The sequence below is a fragment of the Moraxella osloensis genome (assembly GCF_001553955.1).
GTDB classification, from domain to species: domain Bacteria; phylum Pseudomonadota; class Gammaproteobacteria; order Pseudomonadales; family Moraxellaceae; genus Faucicola; species Faucicola osloensis.
Genome location: NZ_CP014234.1, coordinates 1,987,022 through 2,002,374, shown reverse-complemented (window position 1 = coordinate 2,002,374; position 15,353 = coordinate 1,987,022). Strand labels below are relative to the sequence as shown.

General features: G+C 43.4%; 14 protein-coding genes. 2 read left to right on the top strand and 12 right to left on the bottom strand.

The window, feature by feature from the left end; genetic code table 11:
- Positions 1 to 88: 88 nt before the first annotated feature.
- The 5 genes from AXE82_RS08820 to mtgA all read right to left on the bottom strand — a co-directional run bounded on the left by AXE82_RS08820 (position 89) and on the right by mtgA (position 4,632).
- Positions 89 to 343: a hypothetical protein gene (locus AXE82_RS08820; RefSeq protein ID WP_062333758.1), complete on the bottom strand. Its 255-nt coding sequence runs from the start codon at positions 341 to 343 to the stop codon at positions 89 to 91.
- Positions 344 to 406: 63 nt separating this feature from the next.
- Positions 407 to 757 carry a hypothetical protein gene (locus tag AXE82_RS08815; protein ID WP_062333754.1) on the bottom strand — a complete coding sequence of 117 codons (351 nt, stop codon included), beginning with the start codon at positions 755 to 757 and terminating at the stop codon, positions 407 to 409.
- Positions 758 to 1,058: 301 nt separating this feature from the next.
- Complete coding sequence (locus tag AXE82_RS08810) at positions 1,059 to 1,262, bottom strand: hypothetical protein (protein ID WP_062333750.1); 204 nt, start codon at positions 1,260 to 1,262, stop codon at positions 1,059 to 1,061.
- Between the two features lie 343 nt (positions 1,263 to 1,605).
- Positions 1,606 to 3,804 carry a polyphosphate kinase 1 gene (ppk1, locus tag AXE82_RS08805; protein WP_062333747.1) on the bottom strand — a complete coding sequence of 733 codons (2,199 nt, stop codon included), beginning with the start codon at positions 3,802 to 3,804 and terminating at the stop codon, positions 1,606 to 1,608.
- Between the two features lie 87 nt (positions 3,805 to 3,891).
- Positions 3,892 to 4,632, bottom strand: coding sequence for a monofunctional biosynthetic peptidoglycan transglycosylase (gene mtgA, locus AXE82_RS08800; RefSeq protein ID WP_197931451.1), 741 nt, complete (start codon positions 4,630 to 4,632; stop codon positions 3,892 to 3,894).
- Between the two features lie 135 nt (positions 4,633 to 4,767).
- Here mtgA and AXE82_RS08795 point away from each other — a divergent pair, with 135 nt between their 5' ends.
- Complete coding sequence (locus AXE82_RS08795; protein WP_227713361.1) at positions 4,768 to 5,055, top strand: glutaredoxin family protein; 288 nt, start codon at positions 4,768 to 4,770, stop codon at positions 5,053 to 5,055.
- Between the two features lie 259 nt (positions 5,056 to 5,314).
- Here AXE82_RS08795 and AXE82_RS08790 read toward each other — a convergent pair whose 3' ends face one another.
- Positions 5,315 to 5,968: a methyltransferase domain-containing protein gene (locus tag AXE82_RS08790; protein WP_062333745.1), complete on the bottom strand. Its 654-nt coding sequence runs from the start codon at positions 5,966 to 5,968 to the stop codon at positions 5,315 to 5,317.
- A gap of 22 nt (positions 5,969 to 5,990) precedes the next feature.
- Positions 5,991 to 6,806 carry a thioesterase family protein gene (locus AXE82_RS08785; RefSeq protein ID WP_062333742.1) on the bottom strand — a complete coding sequence of 272 codons (816 nt, stop codon included), beginning with the start codon at positions 6,804 to 6,806 and terminating at the stop codon, positions 5,991 to 5,993.
- A gap of 367 nt (positions 6,807 to 7,173) precedes the next feature.
- Here AXE82_RS08785 and polA point away from each other — a divergent pair, with 367 nt between their 5' ends.
- Positions 7,174 to 10,032 carry a DNA polymerase I gene (gene polA / locus AXE82_RS08780; RefSeq protein WP_062333740.1) on the top strand — a complete coding sequence of 953 codons (2,859 nt, stop codon included), beginning with the start codon at positions 7,174 to 7,176 and terminating at the stop codon, positions 10,030 to 10,032.
- A 41-nt stretch (positions 10,033 to 10,073) separates the two neighbouring features.
- Here the strand turns inward: polA and AXE82_RS08775 are convergent, their stop codons facing one another.
- The 5 genes from AXE82_RS08775 to AXE82_RS08755 form a co-directional block, all read right to left on the bottom strand.
- Complete coding sequence (locus AXE82_RS08775; protein WP_062333738.1) at positions 10,074 to 10,454, bottom strand: PIN domain-containing protein; 381 nt, start codon at positions 10,452 to 10,454, stop codon at positions 10,074 to 10,076.
- A complete protein-coding gene (locus AXE82_RS08770; RefSeq protein WP_062333736.1) occupies positions 10,441 to 10,731 on the bottom strand; it encodes a hypothetical protein in 291 nt (96 codons plus the stop codon). The genes AXE82_RS08775 and AXE82_RS08770 overlap by 14 nt, the downstream gene beginning before the upstream one ends.
- A gap of 188 nt (positions 10,732 to 10,919) precedes the next feature.
- Positions 10,920 to 11,117, bottom strand: coding sequence for a hypothetical protein (locus AXE82_RS08765; RefSeq protein ID WP_062333734.1), 198 nt, complete (start codon positions 11,115 to 11,117; stop codon positions 10,920 to 10,922).
- A 3-nt stretch (positions 11,118 to 11,120) separates the two neighbouring features.
- Positions 11,121 to 12,035, bottom strand: coding sequence for a DUF3800 domain-containing protein (locus AXE82_RS08760; protein ID WP_062333731.1), 915 nt, complete (start codon positions 12,033 to 12,035; stop codon positions 11,121 to 11,123).
- A gap of 197 nt (positions 12,036 to 12,232) precedes the next feature.
- The gene (locus AXE82_RS08755; RefSeq protein ID WP_062333728.1) at positions 12,233 to 15,298 is read right to left on the bottom strand and encodes a valine--tRNA ligase; all 3,066 of its coding nucleotides are present in this window, start codon (positions 15,296 to 15,298) and stop codon (positions 12,233 to 12,235) included.
- Between the last annotated feature and the right edge of the window lie 55 nt (positions 15,299 to 15,353).

Genomic DNA, 15,353 nt, shown 5'->3' with positions numbered 1-15,353 from the left:
AAGCTAACCATCAAATGGGGATGGATGGTTAGCTGTTATGGTTAGCTATTACAATTTAATCCTTAAACTGACTTACTGCCACTTACTCTCACTCACTACCAACGCTTGGAATAGAGCCATCAGGATTTATAGTGCGTTTTTGGGCATTTTCCGGGGTAGTATAAAGATTGCGCTCATTAATGGTGTCGCTTTTTAGCTGTTCATTACCAACCACGTCCCCGCCAATGGTATGTTCATTGACATTATCATCGAACGCTTGTCCCGGTTGGTTACGACGATCGACGAACTCGGCAGATTTGTCGCCTAAATTAACGTGTTTGGTTTGTGCTTCTGGTGAATTCATGGTCATTCCTTTTTTGGTATCAACCCAATACAATGCTTAAACTTAACTTAATGATATCGAAAATTAGTGATCTCGGTCGATATCTACGCTACCGTCTGATAACGTATGAAGTGAATTTTCTGCATTAAGGTTAGCTTCGGCAGTTTGCTGTAATTTCTGCGCCTCTTCCTCAGAAATACGTGCCACATTCTCATCCGATAATTCGCCATTCGCCACGTCTTGTGCGGATTGAACTTTCACCACCGCTTGTGGGGTATTATCAAAAATATCGGGTGTTTCCATTGAGGGGGACATGCCTGTGGTGATACCATCACCCGATTGGTGGGTGACACTGTCTTCTACTATAACGGTTTGCGGGGTCACGGCAACACCCGTTTTTGGGTCTACAATTTCTACATTATTTTGATTTTGCATTTTTTTCTTCCTTTAATTCATTGTTATCGCTCAATAAGTTATTATTTTTGTAGGTTGAGCTGTATAAATTAGTCAATCAAAATTTAATGATTAGGGCGTGTCCCTAATTCGGAACAAAGTATTTTTAATGGCCTAAAAATGCCTAAATCTGGCAAAACTGCGTTAAATTGTTTGACAATATTCCAATATTATCTGCACAATTTGCCTTGTTTTGCTGGCGATTTAGTCTATTTTTAGCCTCATTATCCAAATAGGGACACGCCCTAAAAGCTTAGTATTTAAAAATTTAACAATTTAAATTTTAATGATTGTCGGTACGCAATGACTCGTCAATAAAAGGGGTGTTTTCACTTTTGTCTAAGTCTTGTGGCTCACCTTTCACACTATTTTGTTTGTCCAAGTTTTCTGATAATTGACTGGGATTCACATTTTCTGTTGCTTTTTGAATTTCGGTTTGGTTGCTTGATTGATTTTGTGCTTGGTTTTGTGCTTGATTCTGTGACATGGTAATTTTCCTTATGATTTTTTAGTATCAATTCAAGTCTAAGGTTTTAATCAAAGACTTTTAAATAGAGCGCGATTAAATTTATGTAAAAAATAGCCAATTCAATCGCTTTCATACTTTTGCTTTTATAAGATAGTAGCAAATAAAGGCAGTTTGTGATAAGTGTTCGCGTAACAAGCTGTTATCACTATGTGATAAGTGTTTAGCTGTGTGAAATTTTGGCGGATTTATTACTATTCGGTAAATTTTGAACGCTGGGTGTAAGTCAGCGCATTCATCAAAAAAAAACCGCCATCTTGTTTAGATAGCGGTGTAATTGACTCAAAACCTATCACTAGCAACATTAGCTTTTTCTGGTGATTTTGGTCAATAAATAATCTTGTGCCGAGAATGCTGCTTCACCTTCACCAGGGGTAATCGCTCGCCATGCGCCTTTGGCATCAAGCTCCCATGCATTGACATTGTCTTTTAGGTAATTGTGCAAATCTTCCATAATGCGTTTAAAGACGATGGGGTCTTCAATGGGGAAAGCCACTTCAACACGGCTAAACAAATTGCGTTCCATCCAGTCTGCACTGGCGCAATATAAACGGTAAGTACGTTTGCCATTAGCATTGGGATTTTGATGCCCATTGGCAAAATAATACACGCGGGTGTGCTCCAAAAAACGCCCAACGATAGAGCGCACGGTGATGTTGTCAGATACGCCGGGTAATTGCGGACGAATACAACACATCGACCGGATAATCAGATTGATTTTAACGCCTGCTTGCGATGCTTCATATAGCTTGTCAATCAGTAGTTTTTCGGTCATCGCATTGACCTTGATAATGATGTGCGCCTCTTTGCCTGCTTTGGCATGGGCAATTTCGTTGTCAATAAAGCCCATGAGTCTGTCATGCAAGGTGAAAGGGGCATGCAGTAGTTTTTGCACTTTGGCTGGCTTGCCCATGCCTGTGAGTTCGTTAAATATTTTATGCACATCTTCGGTGATGGCTTCATTGGCGGTAAATAAACCATAGTCGGTATAGGCTTTGGCATTGCCCGCATGGTAGTTGCCTGTGCCCAAATGCACATAGCGGCGGATTTTGTCTTCCTCACGGCGCACAATCAGCATCATCTTGGCGTGGGTCTTGTAGCCTACGATGCCATACACCACCACTGCCCCAGCCTGCTGCAGAAAGTTTGCTACTTCGATGTTGGATTTTTCATCAAAGCGCGCACGTAATTCAATCACAGCGGTGACTTCTTTGCCTTTACGGGCAGCTTCGGCCAGCGCTTGGACAATTTCAGAATTTGTCCCCGAGCGATAAAGGGTCTGTTTGATGGCTAATACACGGGGGTCATTGGCGGCTTGGCGCAAAATATTGACCACAGGTGAAAACGAATGAAACGGATGATGCAGCAATACATCTTGCTTACGAATGACATGGAACACGTTTTCATTTTTATCCAAGCTATCACGGCGAAACGCTTTGGGAATGGCATGATTAAACGGCTGATAACGCAAATTTGGGATTTTAAAATCAAACAACAAACGCGTCAAATTGACAGGACCATTGACACGGTATAGTTGCTCTTGGCTTAAACCAAACTCTTCAAGCAGATAATCCACCATCGTCTGTGGGCAATGGGTGGTCACTTCTAAGCGCACTTTGGCACCAAATCGGCGATTCTCCAACTCACCTTCCAACGCTTTCGCCAAGTCTTCGACATCATCGGATAAATCTAAATCGGCGTTACGGGTCAAACGAAATTGGTGGCAGCCAGTGACCGTCATGCCAGGAAATAATTCTTCGATATGCCCGTGAATCACTGCGGTGAGCATGATGTGATGTTCTTTTCCGCCTGTCAGTTCATTGGGTAAGCGAATAACCCGCGGTAAGCTTCGAGGTGCAGGGACAATCGCCATGTTAATATCGCGACCAAAGCCATCTTTGCCCTCTAAACCCACCATAAAATTCAAGCTTTTATTCACCAACCTAGGAAAAGGATGTGCAGGGTCAATACTAATCGGCGTCAGCACCGGCGCGACTTGCTCGGCAAAGTATTTTTTTACCCAGGCGGCTTGCTCTGGGGTCAACTCATCACGTTTTAGGTAGCGAATGTCTTGCTCCGCCAGTGCAGGCAGAATTTCATCGTTCAAAATACGGTATTGTTCATCCACCGCATGATGGGCGATTTCAGAGATATATGACAAAACCTTACTGGGGCGCATACCATCGATACTGCTCACCACATCGCCCATTTGTACTTTTTGCATCAAGCCTGCGACACGGATTTCAAAGAATTCATCTAAATTGGATGAAAAAATAATCAAGAAAAACAGTCGTTCAAGCAGTGGGTGACGAGGATTGGTGGCTTGGGCGAGTACCCGCTGATGAAACTGTAACAGTGACAATTCACGATTAAAGTACAGCTCGCTATCGTTTTGTTGGGATTCAAACACGTTTGGGTAGCAAATGCTGTTAAAGCCTAGTATCGGATTGATTGGTGATACAGGCTCTTCGCTGGGTTTATCTTGATTGGCAGTGTTTGGCATAGTACAGTCCTTTTGTGGTCAAGCATTTTTAACAGTGTAAAGTTAACAATGTAATGATAAGCGTGTAATGATACATGAGTTTCTTGACTATTCCGTGTCGGGCAAATCTGCCGCACCCATGCGCCGTAAAATAATTTGGGTTTTGTTAAGCAGGCGGCGGTCGTTACGGTGGTCTTCAAAATATTTGGGATTAGGTAGCATGGCAATCAAAGATGCGGCTTGTCGCTTGGTCAAATGTGCTGCCGACTTATGGTAGTAGTGCTGAGCGGCTGCTTCAATACCATACACGCCTTTACCAAACTCTGCGACATTGAGATAAGCAAGCAAAATCCGCTCTTTGGTCCACATGTTTTCAATCATCAAGGTAATTAACGCTTCCTCGCCTTTGCGAAAATATGAGCGATTGGGGTATAAAAATAAATTCTTGGCAAGCTGTTGGCTAATGGTTGAGCCGCCCGCGCTGATAGCGCCCGCTTTTTCATTTTTCTTAATCGCGTTCTCAATGCCTTGCAAATCAAAGCCAGCATGATTGACAAAGTTGGCATCTTCGCTGGCAATCGCCGCCCGTTTTACATTCACCGAAATTTGATTATCATCCACCCACGTCTGACTGACAGGGGCAAAATTGCTCAAGCGATACAGTATCATGAACATACTGTTATTGATAGGCTGGGTTTTCCAGACAACCAATAAGGCGGCAACTATTACATGAAACGCAACAAAGCAGGCAATGACTATGAGTAAAATACGCTTGAACCAGCCGCCAAACCCGATACCGCGGTTGGTGGGTGGTAAAGCTGTGTTGACAGGTTTGGGCTTTATCGACATTTTGGTAACAGGTTTTTTGGTAGTTGGTTTGGATTTAGGCACGATGTATTCCTAGCGGCGGGGGCAAAAGCAGCGATGGCTTAAGCTAAAAATATAACGTATTATGGCATTTTTGGCTATATGCTAAGGCAGAATATGTCCGACCTCAATGCGCAAAACATCACAAATCCGTATAATCACATGATGGCTGACCCGACTATTTGGCGATTATATGGCACAGTCGGCTGTCATCTGTGTGAAATCGCTGAAAGCTTATTGCGTCAAGCACAAGCCGTTGCCGATATACGCTGGCAGTCGATTGATATTGCCGAGCTGCCAGAACAAGAGATGCTGAAATTTGCTGATAAAATACCTGTGCTAGTTACCGCTACCAAGACGTTATATTATCCTTTTTCCATCATGGATGTTATGGCGTTAAGCTGACAAGCCAATATAGATTATTGGCATAATATTAAAAATTTAATTCATTATGTCTTGGCAGATTTTTTATCATCAACGCCACGCCACTAGCTGCGGATTTTCTTGGGCAGTGGCGTGCGCTCAGGTCAAGATGCGCTCAAAGCCATTAATTTCCCGCGCTTCAAAACACTGCTTCTTTCCCACCTGCTTCATCGCCAAAAAAATGGTAAGGTAATGAGTATTAGTTTAATGATTATTAGTTTAACGATTAGTAGTTTAACGCTTAGGGGATATCTGCGTTCTGTATCTTCTTTTGGCTCAGGATAAAAAATAATTCGCTACCCTGTCTGGGCTTAAGTGAATTATAGCAAGGCGCCAGTGTATCAATGGTGAAAAACTGCTGAAATAATGTTTCATATTCTTGCTTATCGCCACCAAATGGTGGATTGCTTTCAAAATGCTTATCTAGCAACAAGCCCACCAATTTACCGGTAGGTTTGAGGAGCTTTTGCATTTGCTTGGCATAATCGCTGCGTCTACTGGGGTCAATCGCGCAAAAAAACGTCTGCTCAATAATATAATCAAACTGATACTGCGCAGGGTCTAAGCCAAAAAAATCCGCTAGTAGCAGGTGCGTTTTGGGAAAACTGGGATAGCGCTTGGCAAAATTATCCAAAGGCAGCCTAGCAAAATCTACCACATAAACATGGCTAAAACCTTGTTCATGAAGATAGCCTGCCTCATAAGCATTGCCCGCCCCAGGGATTAAAATCTGCGCTGATTTACTCACGCCGTTGTCGAGTAAATGCTTGATATAGGCTTGCAGGGGTGGCGACACTTGACCGATATCCCACCCAGTGTAGCCATCGTCATAGCGTTTTTGCCAAAATTCGGCGTCGTTGACCGAGTGTTCAGTTGGTGTGTTGTTATCTTCCATGATTGGTTATCCTGATAGTTTTTTAGGCTTTTCGAATGGTTAAAATTTGCTCGCTACGACCAAAGGCGCCGTGTGCGTCATGCAGCACGCTACTGGTCAGACCCACGCCATCGCCCCCAAATTGTTGCACGGTCTCAAGTCCTAACCAACGCCCAACAGGCATACGGTGCAGATGGATTTGCAAATCTAAATTGGGGAAAAACCATTCAATGGTATTGGGTTGGTGAATACGAGGTACCACGCCATTGGCGGTATCGACCATACCCATCAAATGCACAAAGTCAGATGTGGGCTTTGCTTGACCGTTTTCTTCGACCATGTCGATATCGGTATTGATCCACACGATGCCATCGCCTTGGCGGTTATCGGGGTCGGCTTTGAGATAAATACTGTCAATATAGCCACCGCCCCAATGCTTCATACCGTCCCAGTTCGGGTAGCTTTCTGGATGACCGATTCGCTCATCTTCAAGCCCAGCAATCTCTGATGTATCGCTGGTTTGCATACGCCACGCGCGGGCAACGATACAGGTTTTGCCATTGGCTGCCATTGTGGTTTCGACCAGTTCGATAGTGCGACCCGGGCGGATGATGTGGGTGGTCACGCTAACATCGCCAAAATGAATCAGCCCAAAAATATCCAGACTGATGCGTCCGATACGCATATCACTGCGCGGTTTGAATTGTTCAAGCTCGTAAGCCAACAGTCCTGTCGCCGCCGCCATGTGTTGTTCGTTGTCATTCCATGCGCCTTGGCAGTGGATATTGCAGCGGTAGTTTGATGTAGTGATATCATCGGTTATCGTGCGGTCAAGCAGTGTGTAATAGGTATTGCCCATAAAGTTCCCTTTTATGCCTAAAAATTGCTTATGCATAGAAATTGGTTGTGCCTAAAATTGGTTGTGCCTAAAAATTGCTAAAAAATTGTAGCACATTGGCTATCGGCTATTGGTGGAATTTTTGCAAAGTTGCCGCCATGACAACCCGCCAAACTTCGCACTTGCTTAGCATACACCGGATTTGCATCCGTCAAAATCTATCCACCTTCTGCTAATCGATGAATTTGAAATGCTTAACGATTAGCCGTAAAAAGCCAGTATAATACGCGGATAATAAAATTTTTTCTGTATTTTGACACTGTCTTATATTTTGATACTAGCCTGTATTTTGACAGCATATTTTAACAACATAAAGATAAGTAATCCTATGACTGCAACTGCCCTACTTGATACCGATCACATCAACACTGATAAGCCGCCGTTTATCTTGGTGGACGGCTCGTATTATATGTTCCGCAATTTTCACGCCTTGCCTGTCACCATGCAAACCACCCAAGGCTTGCACACCAACTCCATCCGCGGCACGCTCAACGCCCTCAAAAAACTGATGGAAAAATACCGCCCAACCCACATGGCGGTGGCGTTTGATACCAAAGCGCCCACCTTTCGCCACAAGCTTTCCCCCATTTATAAAGGCGACCGCCCAGAAATGCCCGCCGAACTTGCCGAGCAAATCCCTTACATTCACAAGATGATACAAGCGATGGGCATACCGCTTCTCACCATTGAAGGCGTAGAAGCTGACGACATCATCGGCACACTCGCCCATCGTGCTTGCTTAGAAGGTCATCATGTCATCATCTCCACAGGCGACAAAGATATGTGCCAACTGGTCAATCCCTGCATCATCGTGGAAAACAGCTTTGATGACAAACGCTATGACATCGCAGGGGTCAAAGAAAAATTTGGCGTCGAGCCTCGTCAAATCATCGACTATCTCACCCTCATGGGCGACGCATCGGATGGTATCAAAGGTGTCGCAGGCATCGGCGCCAAAACCGCGCAAAAACTGCTTGAGCAATACGACAGCATTGACAATATCCTTGCCAATGTCGATCAGTTAAAAGGCAAGCAGCAACAAACCTTTTTGCAAAGCACCGACAGCATTGCGCTGGATAAACGCTTGGCGACCATTATCACCGACCTTGATATCGTGCCTGATTGGGAGACGTTGCGGCTACCGACTGACCCAAGTTTTAACATAGCAGAAAAACGCGCAATTTTTACCGAACTGGAATTTAAAAGTGAAATAGCATCGCTCAATCATCCGTTTCACCCGTCCAATAACGGTAATTTTAAAGCCGCTGAGCCTGCTCAAAATGCTATCCACAACCCAATGGTGGAAGCGATTAAAACTAGCCAAGATAGCAAAAATACTGCCAACAAGCAGTGGCACACTGTCACCACCCAAGCCGATTTTGATAAATTAATCCAACGCCTTGACGCATCAAAGCATTTTGTCATTGATACCGAAACCACCGATGTGAATTGGCAACATGCCGAGCTTGTCGGCTTGTCGTTTGCGCTGGAGTCGCATGAAGCCTATTATGTACCTGTTGCCCACGTTGATGAGATGGGCAATCGGATTGAACAACTTGCCCGTGAGGACGTTTTAGCGCAGTTAAAACCGATTTTACAAAATCCACAAATCGGCAAAATCGGTCAGCACTTAAAATACGACGCGCATATTTTGGCAAATTACGATATCAACTTAATCAACGAGCCAAAAAACTGGGCGATGGACACCATGCTTGCCAGCTATGTGATTAATGCCGTTGCCACCCGTCACGGTATGGACGATTTGGCACGCCACTATCTACATACCCAAACCATCACCTTTGAAGATGTGGCAGGCAAAGGCGCTAAGCAAATCACCTTTGACAAAGTCCCTTTAACCGTGGCAAGTGACTACGCCTGTGAAGACGCCGATATCACCTATCAGCTATTTGAACTGTTTAGCGAAAAACTCAACGCCGAACCGAACAACGCCAAGCTGCTCCATGAACTAGAAATCCCCGTTGCCCAAATCCTGTGCCAAATGGAGCATGACGGGATTTTGCTCAATAAAGCGTTTTTGGGGGAACTATCCGCGCGCTTTGATGAAAAAATCCAAGCACTTGAAACAGTCGCCTTTGCGCAAGCCGGCGAAACCTTTAACCTTGCCAGTCCAAAGCAGTTGGGTGAAGTGCTGTTTGACCGCTTAGGCATTACAGGTGGTAAAAAAACCAAAACAGGGCAATACTCCACTAGCGAAGCGGTGCTTGCCACCATCGACCATCCGCTAATTGAAACCGTGCTTGAGCATCGCAGTCTGTCTAAGCTTAAAAGCACCTATACCGACGCGTTGGCAAACGTGGCAGACAGCAACGACCGTGTGCATACCAGTTATCATCAAGCGTTGACAACCACAGGACGGTTGTCATCGACTGAGCCGAATTTGCAAAATATCCCGATTCGCACCGATACTGGGCGGCTCATTCGTGGCGCGTTTATTGCCCCCAAAGGTCGCAAAGTGCTATCGGCAGACTATTCGCAAATCGAGCTTCGGCTGATGGCACACTTTGCCAATGACCCTGTGCTCATCCGCGCGTTTCAAGAAGGGCATGATATTCACCGCGCCACCGCCGCTGAGATTTTGGGCAAGGCGTTTGATGAGGTGACGAGTGAAGAACGCCGCCAAGCCAAAGCGGTGAATTTTGGGCTACTCTACGGCATGAGTGAATTTGGGCTTGCCAAGCAGTTGGGCTTTACTCGCCAGCAAGCGCAAGACTATATCAAGCTGTACTTCACCCGCTACCCTACAGTACGTGCTTATATGCAAGCCACCCGCACCGCTGCCCAAAATCAAGGCTATATCACCACGATTTTGGGGCGTAAGCTATTCACCCCCGATATGCAGCACCCCAACCGCGGCGTGCGCCAAGCGGCAGAACGCGCGGCGATTAATGCGCCACTACAAGGCAGTGCTGCTGATATCATCAAACTTGCCATGATTGCGGTGAATGAGGTATTGCCCCAAGACCATGCCAAAATGCTACTACAGGTGCATGATGAGCTGGTGTTTGAAGCGGATGAAAATAAAGTCGATGAAATCGCTAAACTTATAAAGAACGCCATGCAAGATGTGTTGTCAAAAACCGCTAAGAAAAAAGGCTGGGATGTGGATTTTGCGGTGCCGCTCGTGGTAGAAGTGGGTATTGGCGATAATTGGGATGAGGCGCATTGATTTTTTAAGCTTAAAAGAAAACCCACAGATTTTGTGGGTTTTTAATTTTGATAATGTCGTTTTAGGTAGTTATTAACCTTTTTATCAAATGAGAAAATTTGATGTTGATAAAGTATGTCATACGCGATTAATAAACAATCCATAAAATCCATCTTGGTTTCTTTAAATACGTTTAATGCCTTGATTGATAAGGCTTTATCATCGCTTTCGATAATGTCATCGATAAATAGCGATTGGATTTCATTCGCTACGATTAAACGGTCTATGCCATAGACATTTTGCAATACGTGAATGGCTTCATAAACCACCGCATTTAGACAGGTAACCCTATTATCAGCAATTATTTGGTTAGCCTTTTTGCTGAGTTCGGCATGATCTTGCAAGATGAATCTAAGTAAGATATTCGTATCAATGAGTACCATACTTTGCCTTGAGTGCCATTGTGACGGCTTGGTCTTCGAGTGGGATTAAGTCTGGATTGGCGTATTGGGCAAGTCCGCCTGCACGAGCGAGTTTTTTGGCTCGGATTTGCTCGGTGGTAGGCTCGGTTGTCGTTGGTTCTTTGTCGGCGTTGGCGGATAGTTGGGCGACAAAGTGTTGAAAGGCTTGGGCAGGTTGTATGCCAAGCTGTTGGCAGGCTTGAATGAGTCGAGTTGCGTCATTGCCTGTGATTTCAAAATGTAAGGATTGATTTATCATTTTTCACCTTTTTTTACCTAGATATCCTATGGAAAAGTGATTTTTTAATAATTGATTTTAACGTAATTTTTTAAATTTAGGTAGGTAAAAGAAAACCCACAGATTTTGTGGGTTTTTTATTAGGTTACAAATTATCTACTAAAACTTAAACGGTGCTTTACTCTATTTCGACGATTTAACGCTTCTGCTCAATATACCGAAAAGGTAAGCAAAGCTAAACGTTTTGGCTTTTTAGCGGTTGGAGTTGAGCGTGAAAATGCCGAAAGTTCATTAATTGATTGAGCGAAAGCAGAATGTTCTGACTGTTGAAGTCGTTTTTCTAACTCATCTGCTGGTGTCGATTTAATCTCTTGGACAACGGCATTTAAGATTTCTTGATTAATCATTCATTAACCTTCTTCATTTCCTTGTAACACTTCAGTTTCAAATATATCTTTAACGAAATAACCTTCTTTAGTTAAATTATCGTTTTCCCACCCTTTATTCTTGCGATATGAATTGGGAATGAACTTCCAAATTCTCATTTTATGATGAAACCTGTTTTCCGTATTTGCATTTAAGCCTGTTGATTCAAACCAATTAAACGCTTTAGAACCTCTATCAATTTCATTAATCTTTCGTAATTTATTATAAATGTAGTCTGCTAGCTCAATTTTTAATTTTTGCTTTTTTGTCATTCCACGTTTGTTATTTTCTCTTCTATGATGAATTTTATTACCTTTATAACCCGCTGCACCCATTAACAAATCACAGACCTGTAAGCGTATAAACTTGTCACTTTCTATATAAGTAACTCTAAAAGTAATATCATTTCTTCCCCATAAACGTGGAAGGTCAAGAACAAATTTGTCTAATTCATCCTTGTGCTTTTGACTAGAATGCCCGTCTAGTCTTAGCAAAATCTCACTTTGACCATTAACAGGAAGAAATTGAAAGCCAAATGAATTTTTGAGAAATTGATAATACAATCTAAATTGCATATCCAATTCGCTATAGTTTTCAGGATTATCATAATGATAAGACCTATCTTTAAACATTTGACGATATTTTATTTTATCCGATAGAATATTATCTACGAGACAATCTACCAATTCCTTATAACAATCCATATGATTTGGTGAAACCTTGTTCCATTTAATTTCACTTTTTACATTATGCTTTTTAACTATCAATTTTAGCTCATAATCAAGCCTATCCATAGCACTTTCAGTACCGAAAATACCGCCGAAAAAATAATGATAACGACATAGTGGTGGTGAGTTATGCGTCCATGCCTCATCTGCAAATAACTGATATTTAGCCATAAAATCCCCAAAAAAAAACCCTAGTTCCTTCAAACGCCGCTTACCTAAATAAGAAGCTCAAGAACTAGAGTTTGAATAATTATAACTTCAATTCTTGATTAGTTCAATTCATAATTGACAAAATTATTAAAATAATGAGAAATTCAATAAAAAATATTGAATTTCTCAAGTTTTTTAAAATCAAGTAAACATATTCATTACAGACTGTTTAACTGCTCAATTTGCTTATGCATTTCCGCCAGTTGTGTATCCATCTCAGCAAGTTTCGCTTTTTCGCTTTCCACCACATTGGCAGGAGCTTTGCTTACAAAACTCTCATTGGACAACTTGCCACGCAGACTTTCAGCTTGTTTGGTAAGTTTTTCTTGCGCTTTGGCAAGGCGATTAAGCTCTGCCGTTGGGTCAATCAAGCCTTTCATCGGCACGAGCACTTTTAACTGCCCGACCATACTTGATGACGACAACGGTAACTCTTTATCAGCGCCGTCACCCGCATTCACAATAGTCAGCGTATCGACTTTGGCAAGCGATTTAAACTGATTTTCAATACGGCTTAGGCGCGCGGTTTCCTCATCGCTGATGTTATCAAGTAGCACAGGCAGACGCACCGCATTGCCAAGCTTCATCTCACCGCGGATGTTACGAATCGCCCCAATCAGCGCTTGTAGCCACGTCATGTCATGCTCAGTCTGTAGGCTGATTAGGCTGTCATCCGCTGTTGGGAAAGCAGCAGTCATGATACTGTCAGTCGCTTTTTTATCGATGATAGGGGCAATGGTCTGCCAAATGCTCTCAGTAATATACGGCATAATCGGGTGACTAAAGCGCATGGCGACTTCAAGGCAGTTGAGCAGCACATAGCGGATTTGGGCTTTACGCTCGGCACTCACCGATTCATCGTTTAGGCTCGATTTGGCAAGCTCGACATACCAGTCGCAGTATTCATTCCAGATAAACTCATAGATATCTTGGCTCACCAAGTCAAAACGGTACTGGCTCATGTGCTCATGGATGGCTTTTACTGTGGAGTTTAGACGGCTTATAATCCATTGCTCTGGCAATTCCCACAGTGCGGTATTGGCGGTTTTGTCGATGTTTAACGCATTGCCGTCTTTATCGACACAGTTCATCAGCACAAAACGGGTGGCGTTCCAAATCTTGTTACAAAAATTGCGATTGCCTTCAATGCGCTTGAGGTCAAAATTGATGTCACGTCCCGTACTTGCCAAGGAGGTAAAAGTAAAGCGCAGCGCGTCCGTGCCAAACGCAGGGATACCGTCGGCAAATTCTTTGCGCGTGGCTTTTTCAATTTTTTGCGCGTCTTTGGGGTTCATGAGACCTGTGGTGCGTTTGGCGACTAGGGTTTCTAAATCAATGCCGTCAATCAGGTCAATCGGGTCAAGTACGTTGCCTTTGGATTTGGACATTTTTTGCCCTTGTCCATCACGCACCAAGCCATGCACATACACCGTCTTAAACGGCACTTGCGGGTTGCCGTCTTTGTCTTTGATAAAGTATAGGGTCATCATCATCATACGGGCAACCCAGAAGAAAATGATATCAAAACCTGTGACCAACACGCTGGTTGGGTGGAAGGTTTTGAGTGCTTGGCTGTAGTCGTCAAAGTTTAGCTCACCTGTCCAATCCAGGGTGCTAAACGTCCACAATGCCGAGCTAAACCAAGTGTCTAGTACATCACTATCTTGGCGCAGCGCTAGGCTATCAGCAAGGTGGTATTTTTGGCGGACTTCCGCTTCATCACGCCCGACGTAGATATTGCCCTCGTCATCGTACCACGCAGGGATACGGTGTCCCCACCAAAGCTGACGGCTGATACACCAGTCTTGGATATCGCGCATCCACGCCATATACATATTTTTATATTGGGCAGGGACGAACTCGGTGCGCCCGTCTTCCACCGCCTCGATGGCAGGTTTTGCCAGTTTTTCGATGGACACATACCATTGGTCAGTGAGCCACGGCTCAACGATTTCACCACTGCGGTCACCTCTATGAGCTTTGATAGTATAATCTTCAACTTTATCAAGCCACCCTTCTTTTTCAGCTTGCTCAACTAATTTTTTTCTTGCATCGAACCGATATAATCCCCTGTATTCTTCTGCAATACAGTCATAACCATTATATCCATGTTGAGTAAAATTAGTTTTTACCCCATTTATTTCTTTGGATTCAAATTCATCAGGTCTATGCGATTGACTATTTCTTTGACTTGATTGTTCTAAATCAAACATCGGATTAGACAATAAGTTTGCATAACTATCAAAGATATTAATCAAGCCATCATCTGCAAGTTCATTTTCTCTAATAATAAATACGCCAGAATCTTTATGACGTTTCCAAACCTCATAATCATTAAAATCATGAGCAGGAGTAATTTTTACACAACCTGTTCCAAAGTCTGATTCCACATAGTCATCGGCAATAACTGGAATTAATCTTCCTGTAATTGGTAACTTTAATGTTTGCCCAATTAAATCACTATATCTTTCATCTTTAGGATTAACAGCAACTGCAATGTCACCAAACATTGTTTCTGGTCTTGTAGTTGCTACAACAAGATAGTTTTTCCCATCTTTAGTTTTAGCATTTTCATTAGAAAAATAATATCTAAAATGCCATAAAAATCCTTTCTCATCAGTTTTTTCAACTTCCAAATCTGATAAAGCTGTTTGTAATTTAACATCCCAGTTGACTAGACGTTTACCGCGATAAATCAGTCCATCTTCGTACAGACGCACGAACACTTCTTTGACGGCATTGGACAAGCCATCATCCATGGTAAAACGCTCACGGCTCCAGTCCACCGAGCTACCTAGACGGCGGATTTGGCGGGTGATGTTGCCACCACTCTCGGCTTTCCACTCCCAAATCTTTTCAAGGAATTTTTCACGACCCAAATCATGGCGTTTGATGCCTTGTGCGTTCAATTGACGCTCAACGACCATTTGCGTGGCAATCCCGGCGTGGTCGGTACCTGGTTGCCAGAGGGTATTTTCGCCCAGCATTCGGTGATATCGGGTGAGCGTGTCCATGATGGCATTGTTAAAGCCATGCCCCATGTGCAATGAGCCTGTGATATTCGGCGGTGGCAGCGCAATAGAAAACGATTGTTGTTTATCATAGCTTGGCTGAAAGTAGCCTTTGTCTTCCCACACTTGGTACATGCCGTTTTCGACGTCGCTTGGGTTGTAAGCGTTTTCTAAAGACGTTAAGGCTTGGGCGATTTGATGTTGCGTGCTCATAGATGGTCAACTTTTACAATAAAAAAGAAAGGAATGTCAAAAAGGTAATTAACGG

What these genes read in the sequence shown, in the direction of transcription:
- AXE82_RS08760 (WP_062333731.1), bottom strand. Translation starts at nt 12,035, where the DNA reads ATGGCTAAATATCAGTTATTTGCAGATGAGGCATGGACGCATAACTCA.
- ppk1 (WP_062333747.1), bottom strand. Translation starts at nt 3,804, where the DNA reads ATGCCAAACACTGCCAATCAAGATAAACCCAGCGAAGAGCCTGTATCA.
- AXE82_RS08820 (WP_062333758.1), bottom strand. Translation starts at nt 343, where the DNA reads ATGAATTCACCAGAAGCACAAACCAAACACGTTAATTTAGGCGACAAA.
- AXE82_RS08790 (WP_062333745.1), bottom strand. Translation starts at nt 5,968, where the DNA reads ATGGAAGATAACAACACACCAACTGAACACTCGGTCAACGACGCCGAA.
- polA (WP_062333740.1), top strand. Translation starts at nt 7,174, where the DNA reads ATGACTGCAACTGCCCTACTTGATACCGATCACATCAACACTGATAAG.
- AXE82_RS08775 (WP_062333738.1), bottom strand. Translation starts at nt 10,454, where the DNA reads ATGGTACTCATTGATACGAATATCTTACTTAGATTCATCTTGCAAGAT.
- AXE82_RS08755 (WP_062333728.1), bottom strand. Translation starts at nt 15,298, where the DNA reads ATGAGCACGCAACATCAAATCGCCCAAGCCTTAACGTCTTTAGAAAAC.
- AXE82_RS08795 (WP_227713361.1), top strand. Translation starts at nt 4,768, where the DNA reads ATGTCCGACCTCAATGCGCAAAACATCACAAATCCGTATAATCACATG.
- AXE82_RS08810 (WP_062333750.1), bottom strand. Translation starts at nt 1,262, where the DNA reads ATGTCACAGAATCAAGCACAAAACCAAGCACAAAATCAATCAAGCAAC.
- AXE82_RS08765 (WP_062333734.1), bottom strand. Translation starts at nt 11,117, where the DNA reads ATGATTAATCAAGAAATCTTAAATGCCGTTGTCCAAGAGATTAAATCG.
- mtgA (WP_197931451.1), bottom strand. Translation starts at nt 4,632, where the DNA reads ATGTCGATAAAGCCCAAACCTGTCAACACAGCTTTACCACCCACCAAC.
- AXE82_RS08770 (WP_062333736.1), bottom strand. Translation starts at nt 10,731, where the DNA reads ATGATAAATCAATCCTTACATTTTGAAATCACAGGCAATGACGCAACT.
- AXE82_RS08785 (WP_062333742.1), bottom strand. Translation starts at nt 6,806, where the DNA reads ATGGGCAATACCTATTACACACTGCTTGACCGCACGATAACCGATGAT.
- AXE82_RS08815 (WP_062333754.1), bottom strand. Translation starts at nt 757, where the DNA reads ATGCAAAATCAAAATAATGTAGAAATTGTAGACCCAAAAACGGGTGTT.